The sequence below is a fragment of the Pseudoalteromonas sp. SR41-8 genome, assembly GCF_014163915.1.
GTDB lineage: Bacteria > Pseudomonadota > Gammaproteobacteria > Enterobacterales > Alteromonadaceae > Pseudoalteromonas > Pseudoalteromonas rhizosphaerae.
Genome location: NZ_JACJEE010000025.1, coordinates 58,949 through 66,806, shown reverse-complemented (window position 1 = coordinate 66,806; position 7,858 = coordinate 58,949). Strand labels below are relative to the sequence as shown.

6 protein-coding genes and 1 pseudogene are annotated in these 7,858 nt (G+C 39.3%); 3 read left to right on the top strand and 4 right to left on the bottom strand.

Annotation, left to right across the window (positions count from 1 at the left end):
- Nucleotides 1–411 (bottom strand): annotated as a pseudogene (locus tag H5162_RS15660) (hypothetical protein); the annotation flags it as partial.
- 74 nt (nucleotides 412–485) lie between these two features.
- Nucleotides 486–1,949 carry a dGTPase gene (gene dgt / locus H5162_RS15655; RefSeq protein ID WP_182778955.1) on the bottom strand — a complete coding sequence of 488 codons (1,464 nt, stop codon included), beginning with the start codon at nucleotides 1,947–1,949 and terminating at the stop codon, nucleotides 486–488.
- A 203-nt stretch (nucleotides 1,950–2,152) separates the two neighbouring features.
- Here dgt and H5162_RS15650 point away from each other — a divergent pair, with 203 nt between their 5' ends.
- Complete coding sequence (locus H5162_RS15650; protein ID WP_182778953.1) at nucleotides 2,153–3,364, top strand: ectonucleotide pyrophosphatase/phosphodiesterase; 1,212 nt, start codon at nucleotides 2,153–2,155, stop codon at nucleotides 3,362–3,364.
- Nucleotides 3,365–3,422: 58 nt separating this feature from the next.
- On the opposite strand, the gene H5162_RS15645 is transcribed toward H5162_RS15650, so the two are convergent.
- Both H5162_RS15645 and H5162_RS15640 read right to left on the bottom strand, forming a co-directional pair.
- Complete coding sequence (locus H5162_RS15645; protein WP_182735480.1) at nucleotides 3,423–4,166, bottom strand: zinc-dependent metalloprotease family protein; 744 nt, start codon at nucleotides 4,164–4,166, stop codon at nucleotides 3,423–3,425.
- Nucleotides 4,167–4,224: 58 nt separating this feature from the next.
- Complete coding sequence (locus H5162_RS15640; protein WP_145238898.1) at nucleotides 4,225–4,926, bottom strand: hypothetical protein; 702 nt, start codon at nucleotides 4,924–4,926, stop codon at nucleotides 4,225–4,227.
- A gap of 460 nt (nucleotides 4,927–5,386) precedes the next feature.
- Here H5162_RS15640 and H5162_RS15635 point away from each other — a divergent pair, with 460 nt between their 5' ends.
- Together H5162_RS15635 and H5162_RS15630 are read left to right on the top strand one after the other, a co-directional pair.
- Nucleotides 5,387–6,388: a RimK family alpha-L-glutamate ligase gene (locus tag H5162_RS15635; RefSeq protein WP_145238901.1), complete on the top strand. Its 1,002-nt coding sequence runs from the start codon at nucleotides 5,387–5,389 to the stop codon at nucleotides 6,386–6,388.
- A 239-nt stretch (nucleotides 6,389–6,627) separates the two neighbouring features.
- Nucleotides 6,628–7,785, top strand: a complete 1,158-nt coding sequence (locus H5162_RS15630) for a benzoate/H(+) symporter BenE family transporter (protein ID WP_145238904.1) — start codon at nucleotides 6,628–6,630, stop codon at nucleotides 7,783–7,785.
- The last annotated feature ends 73 nt before the right edge of the window (nucleotides 7,786–7,858 follow it).

Here is a 7,858-nt window from a genome sequence, read left to right as displayed (position 1 = left end):
AACATTTTCAACATTTTCAACATTTTCAACATTTTCAACATTTTCAACAATTACAGACGCCTCCCTTTGAACTTCTGCTGGCTCATTTTTGGCTACTGACGAATTGCTGTCAAGGGGGTTTACAGTCGAGTTTTGCGTCTCTAATGTAGATTTTATTTTATTATCAACATGTGTTTTTGGTGCAACCACTACAGGTGCTGGTTGCGCTTGAGACGCTGCTGGAGGTGGGTTACTGCAGTTGTTTTTATAATCTTTTGCCGCATTTCGATAACTACGGCTACTTGTATTATCGCTGTATTGCTGCATTTGTTGTTTATACAAAATGCACATAGCTTCACTGTATTTAGCAAAGCTATTGAAACTAAAAGTAAATAAAATAAATAAGCAAAGTCGTAATACGTGAGCCATCATAAATCTATTAAACAAAATAACACAATAAACCCAGTTTAATAGTTGTGCGCAAATTTATCTAGCAGTGTGTTTTGCTAATCAATTACCATCAAGGTACGGTATTCATCGTAAGCAAATTGATCTGTCATGCCGCTGATATAATCTTGAATAAATCGACAGCGATAATAAAACTCATAAGCGAGTACATGATCAGGTTCTGCTTGCATCGCTTCAATGGCTTGTAAATAGCTATTTAAATGCTTTTTCGAAAGCTTTTTGAGTAACCGTGTTTCAATTAAGAAACGACCATCCCCTTTGATCACCCGTTTAAAGTCATCATGACTTAGCAGTAGTAGTGGCTTATAACAATCAAGTAATCCATTGATAATTCGATAGCCTTGTAATTCAAGTTTACCGACTTCCTTATGTGAAAACACATACTCAAACGCCACTTGTTTCAAAGTGGTGGTTATAGCGTGTAAATGACTGCGGTCTTCTAACAAGGCCTGATTAAAATCACCATGATAAACCGCTTCAATATTATCTATAAAACGTTTGGCCGCATAATTAACCAGAGGGTGGAGTAGAGTTACCCGTAAATAAATAAAAAACTCGCTATTAAAGTTATAAGGTTGCTGAGCGGCCTTATCGAGGGCATAGTTAACTGCTTTTTCAACCACGTGCTGATGTTCTGCATCGTCAATAGTAAGATTAGTTAACACTTTTTGATAATGCTGTTTGAGTTTATCGCATAATAACTCAACAGTGATGATGCCCTTTTCTACGGCATCTTCAATATCAGCTAAGCAATATGAAATATCATCCGCCGCTTCCATTATATAACTGGCGGGGTGGCGACATTGTGGCTCTATCAATAGCTCTTTTTGCAATCTTTCAACAAAGTTTTTTTCACTGTAGTAAAAGCCTACTTTTTTCATCAAATAATTTTTAGTTCGCGGTATATCTTCTTTAGCCATACTTGCCGGACGCGTGTATTTTAAAATACCAGCCGTTTGGCTATAGGTTAAATTAAGTGATAACAGTGAGTGTACAATACGGATACCTTGCGCATTACCTTCAAAGTTACAAATATCTTGTGCTAAATGTTTAAATATTAAGCCAATTCCCGTGTGTGGATCGGCGCAGCGCTGAGGGGTAAGCGTTGCTAAATTTGCGTTAAACCAGTGATTAATCGCAGCTTCACCAAAATGACCAAACGGTGGATTACCTATATCGTGCATCAAGCAGGCCATTTCAACCAGACTTTCTAGCGACCTCTCTAACCCTGTTAGGCCATATTCAGCTTGTTGTTTGGCCGTTAAATTCGCAAAGATGCGTTGCACTATAAAACGCCCAACCTGTTGTACTTCGAGGGAGTGAGTTAACCGCGAGCGTACCGCAGCATTGCGCTCCAACGGAAACACTTGCGTTTTTTGTTGTAAGCGGCGAATTGCAGCACTATTGATGATACGGCCACGATCGCTTTCTAACGCCATCTGTAAATTAGGGGTTGAGCGCAGCTCACGCGCTGACGTTATTTTTTTGCTGAAATCGATCATAGACGCTCCTTTTATTGTCTACTTTTAATCTAACAGCTTGTTTACTAAATTAATATCTATGACTGCTGTTCGCACATAAATTTATCTATTAATAATTATCACGGTCATAAAATAGCGGTACACTGCATATTAAACATAAGCATATCGTAACGTATTTGTTTATTTTCTGATTACCAATAACGCCCAACAAAGGTATTAATACAATGAAGCCTATTTTAAGTTTTCTGTTATTAGCATTGCTCATTTATGGCTCTTTTAGCCACGCTAAAGACGATAGAAACTCTGCTAATAATACCGTAGTACTTGTTTCTCTTGATGGATTCCGCTGGGATTACATCGAAAAACACGGTGCTGAAAATTTAGCCGCAATAGCTAAATCGGGAGTTCGCGCAACTAAAATGCGCCCGGTATATCCGACTAAAACATTTCCTAATCATATATCTATCATTACTGGTTTATTGCCAATTAATCATGGCGTAGTAGATAACCGCTTTTGCGATACACAAAGAAATGAATGCTATAGCATGGGAAAAGGGAAAGACGACAGCACATGGTTCAACGGCATTCCACTGTGGAATTTGGCGTCGATGCAGGGATTAAAATCAGCCGCTTATTTTTGGCCCGAATCAGATGCGCGATTTAATGGCATGCTGCCGAATTACTTTTACCATTATTCAAAACACAGTAATTATCAAAATCGTGTTGATCAAATTATTCAATGGCTAACATTGCCAGCAGCGCAGCGCCCGCAATTAGTTGTTAGTTATTTTTCACTGGTAGATAGTATGGGCCATGAATATGGGCCTGATGCGGAGCAAACCAAGCAAGCGGTAAAAGAAGTAGATGTATTAATGGGGCAATTACAGCAACGCCTCAATGAACTAGAGCAAAATGTTAACTTAGTGATTGTCTCCGATCATGGTATGAGTACGGTTGAGCCAAACCAAAGTATTGCTATCAGTAGCTTACCGAAAGACGACAAGTTTATGGTTAAAAATACCGGACCGAGAGTATTGATCTATGCTAATAAAGACACTACAAAAGCTGAGATCACAGCATATAAACAACACTTAACGAAAGCAGCAAAAGGGCGCTATACCGTACTAAGTGATGAACAACGTAAGCTTTATCACTATGCTAACAATGGCCGAACTGGTGATATTATTTTACAAACCACAGCACCAAGAAGTTTTGCTGATACCGGTAAAGTAAGCTATTTAGGTACCCATGGCTATGCTTATAGCGAAGATATGGCGGCAACCTTTATTGCCAATGGCCCAGCATTTAAAAATTCATTAGTAATCGATGAAGTAAATAACTTAGATGTTTACCCACTTATTGCCAAAGTACTGGGAATTAAAGTACTCAATGCAATCGATGGCGATGGCGCAACACTTTGGCCTGCTTTAAATTAAATAATAAAAAGAGCGCTAATGCGCTCAAAAGGGAAAAACTGTTCACTAAAAATAAACGCTATTTAAAGTTAGCAATACTGTCTTTAGTGGCATTTACTGTACGCCATGCAAACGATTCACTAGTTACACCGTAAGGAATACCATTAACACTCCAGTTCGGGTTAGAAAAATAATCATACTGCGTGGCACTACCAAATACATGAGGGTACGCCATAATACTGGCAAACTGATTTTGTACGCCATGGCCCATACCATCAACATAAACACCACCTGATGTATCACCTTGCTTACGAGAGTGTGCTAAGCCTTGATTGTGGCCTAATTCATGTACAAAGGTTGTTGCTCCACAATCTACCGCTGTAATACTGTACATACTGTTACTTACTGAGCTATATAAATTACCATTACTGCCATTGCCAACCCACGCAATACCACACGAAATTAGGTTACTGCCAGCACTTTGACCAGTACCAAGCACCGCAACCATATCTGCCCCCCAACTATTGCGTAAACCTTGAATATAACTACTGTTAGTGACTGAATTTAGCCAGCTGCTAGAAGGTGTAATTGCATGATTACCTAAGTTTTCGCTGCCTACTAAACGCAGTGAAATATCAATACCATTTTGGCTATAAACCTGATTACTAAAAGCAATATACTGGTTAATTTTAGTATTAATGTTTGCAGTGGCGGCCGCCGCTTGATCTGTATATAAAATCGCAATATCAATAGTCGCGGCGTGGCTAGTTGCAGTCATACCTAATGCACATAATGCAGCTAAAGTAGTTAGTCGTTTATTCATAGTAGTTCCTTGTCAGGTTGTGTTGTATTACTGTGTTAAAGTCTGCTCTGAAAAATTTCTATAAGTTATTACCTTCTGCTTTTGGTGCAAACGGATCCTCACCATTGCTTGGCTCTAATGTGGGTTGATTAGTGACTTGATGTTCCATGTGGTTTTTATAAAGATCTCGCTTTGCCGCAAGCCAACCATATTGCCCTTTACCTTCAAATACATAATTACCGCTTGGTGCAGTTAATTGGCCATATATAGCGTCTGCGCCAATAGTCATCACGGTGGTGTGAAATCGCCCATCAGCACCAAGCACTCGGCCAAAAATACTTTTATCACCATTGCTAGCAGCAATTACATTGGTAACCTCTGCGCTAAAGGTTTCAGCGGTTTGTGGAATAGCTAGATCAAAATTATCGCCTTGCTTTAGCTTTCTGAGCGCAACTAAGTCAAATTCTATATAAACCTCATTATGTAAATCTGTAGGCAAAAATCCTGAAGCTTTGAGAATCTGCTCTGCTTTCTCTGAGAGTCGATTAATAGCATCAAATTCATCATGTGTTTGATTTACAGCTACTTTAGGTTTAGCTAAAACTCTTGGTAACGATATATCTGGTGATGTTTTAGCCCCTAACTTAGGCGCTATAGTCGATAACTGAACGTCACTCGTAGGAACCGAATGGGTTACATTGCTTTCTTTGTAGATAACGAACTCATATAGCAAAAAAGCACTGATCGGAACGATAACAATAAATGCAATAGCCCTTTTCATTTGTCTCTCTTTTAGATCTAAAGGTTAATATATTGTTATTTTTACATCAGAGTAAATTAAATCGCAAGCATAAATTTGTTACCGAAAACAAAAACGAAACTTTCAATATTTATCATATTAATCTTACAGTTAATAAATTAAATATATAAAAGTTATGAATGAATAACTTTAATACTAAAAATACAACGCGTTAAGTTAACATTAACTTATCAATTATACCTTTTGTAGTTACATACTTTATTGCAATAAAAAAACACCTACTATTGATTAACCAAAATGAGATATGAAAAATAATATTATCGTGACGATAAAATTTATTTGTTTTACTGCACATCAGATGAACCTCATACTCCGCGTCTTTTGCCGCAGACTCTCATCATCATAAGTGACTGTGAACATCTATAACGTAGTGAGCCTATTTTTTCTGTGAGCTGCGGATCAATACTCAAGAGGAAATACCATGCGTGGCTGGATCATTTATAAAGACAGTGCTGGATTACTAAAACAAGAGACCTACGAAGTAGAGCGTTTACTGGCCGCAGCAAAAGAAGAAGGTATCGATTTACAAGTTTTCTCTCCCGATCAATTTGATTTAACTATCACCCGCGAAGATGGCAAAAGCATTCTAATTGACGGTGTAACCACAACTTTGCCTGACTTTGTTATTCCTCGCATGGGCGCCAGCACCACCTATTTTGCACTAGCAATTATTCGCCATCTCGAGCGACTAGGGGTGTACTGCGTTAATAGCTCACAATCAATTGAGACGGTAAAAGATAAACTGTTTGCACAGCAAATTTTAGCTGAGCGTAACTTACCTACACCAAATACTATGCTGGTAAAATTTCCAGTAAATATCGACTTAGTAGATAGGCAAATAGGCTTTCCAGTGGTGATTAAAACACTTTCAGGCTCGCAGGGCAGTGGCGTATTTTTATCAAAGTCAAAAAGCGAATTTGACGATTTAATGCAATTAATTGAAGCCGCCAACCCGCAAGCTAATATCATCTTGCAACAGTTTGTTAAATCTAGCCATGGTCGTGATTTGCGAGTACTCACTATTGGTGGCCGTGCTGTCGCATGTATGGAGCGAAACTCTGGCGGTAAAAACTTTAAAGCGAACGTGAGTGCAGGTGGCACTGGTAAACCGCACCCAATTACTCCAGAGATTGAATGGTTAGCTACACAAACAGCTAATGTACTCAATTTAGACGTTGCTGGTATTGATTTATTATTTGATGATAATCACTTTAAAATTTGCGAAGCAAATTCAAGCCCTGGATTTGAAGGCTTAGAAGCTGCACTGGGGATCAATGTGGCTCGTGAAATCTTGCATTTTATTCGCATTCGCTTGGGTATTTTTGACCGCCCAGAGAATTTAAGCTTAGCCTTGGATGAAGACAGTAAAGCAGCGATGGAACAGCCTACTCCAAGCCCCATATTAAGCGCTGTAGTACAGTAAAATTTTAGTCGTAAATAACGAGTATTGCTTTGTATACTAAGCTGTCATTGGTGACGTGTGAAAACTGTTACACCGTCGCCATTACAAATCTAACACTTTATCACTACCTCAGAACATCAATACTTTCTCCAACCAGTAAGACCTTAGTCATAAGTAACCTCGAAAGATAAACACGCCCTAGCATCAAAGTAATATTTGTGTATAAATAGAACGATTGAATTCAACGATTTAGGAACCACATGCAACTCTCAAATCAACTATTAAACCGTTTAACTGCGGGCTTAGTTGCGGTGATCATCGGTTTTACCAGCTCTATCGCACTTATTTACCAAGTCGTTATTGTGCTAGGTGGCACAGCGGAGCTCGTTGCAAGTTGGGTACTTATGTTAGGTCTTGCGATGGGTGTCACTTCAATTGGCTTATCGTACTACTATAAAATCCCAATTTTAATTGCCTGGTCAACAACCGGTGCCGCTTTACTCATTACCAGTGCCCAAGGTTATAGTTTAAATCAAGCTGTAGGCGCATTTATGTTCAGTGCTTTACTGGTATTTATATCAGGGATCACTGGCTGGTTTGAAAAAATAATGCAACGTATCCCGAGTCAAATTGCCTGTGCAATGCTTGGCGGTGTTTTAGTGACTTTTGGCATAGATGTATTTAACTTTATGGGTGAAAAACCATTGCTAATTGGTGCGATGGTGCTGGTTTATTTAGTCTGTAAGCGTTTAATGCCACGTTTTTCAATGCTTATGGTACTGATTGCTGGGTTTGTAATGGCTGGCGTTACAGGGCAAATAGATACCAGCAGTTGGCAATGGAAAATGAGCGAGTTTGCGTTTATCGCTCCTGAATTTAATTTACAAGCGATGATCAGCGTAGGTATTCCGCTTTATATCGTCACCATGACTTCACAAAACTTGCCAGGCATTGCAGTGTTAAAAGCACATAATTACCCTGCACCCGTCTCTGCAGCGCTCAATGTCACTGGTTTTAGTAATATCCTTATTGCCCCCTTTGGTGGCTATGCCATTAATTTAGCTGCTATTACTGCGGCAATTTGCATGAGTGAAGATGCCGACAGCGACCCTAAAAAGCGTTACTGGGCAAGTATCGCGGGCGGTGGTTTTTATATCCTGATGGCGATTGGAGCAGCGACTCTAGTGGGTTTAGTGGCAAGTTTGCCACAAGCACTTATTTTAGCCTTGGCGGGGATTGCTTTATTCACCACCATTGCCTCGAGCTTACAGCAAGCTTTGTCTGATAGTTACTACACTGAGGCGGCAATGATCACTTTTTTGGTCACCGCCTCTGATCTTACTTTATTTTCTATTGGCTCGGCATTTTGGGGGATATTGTTAGGCGCGCTGACTTTATGGTTGATCCCGCGAAAATAACACTCGCAATAAATCAGCTTAACGCATCGTTGAGTAGCGATTGTGTTAATTAGTGGTTTATAAACTCACGCCT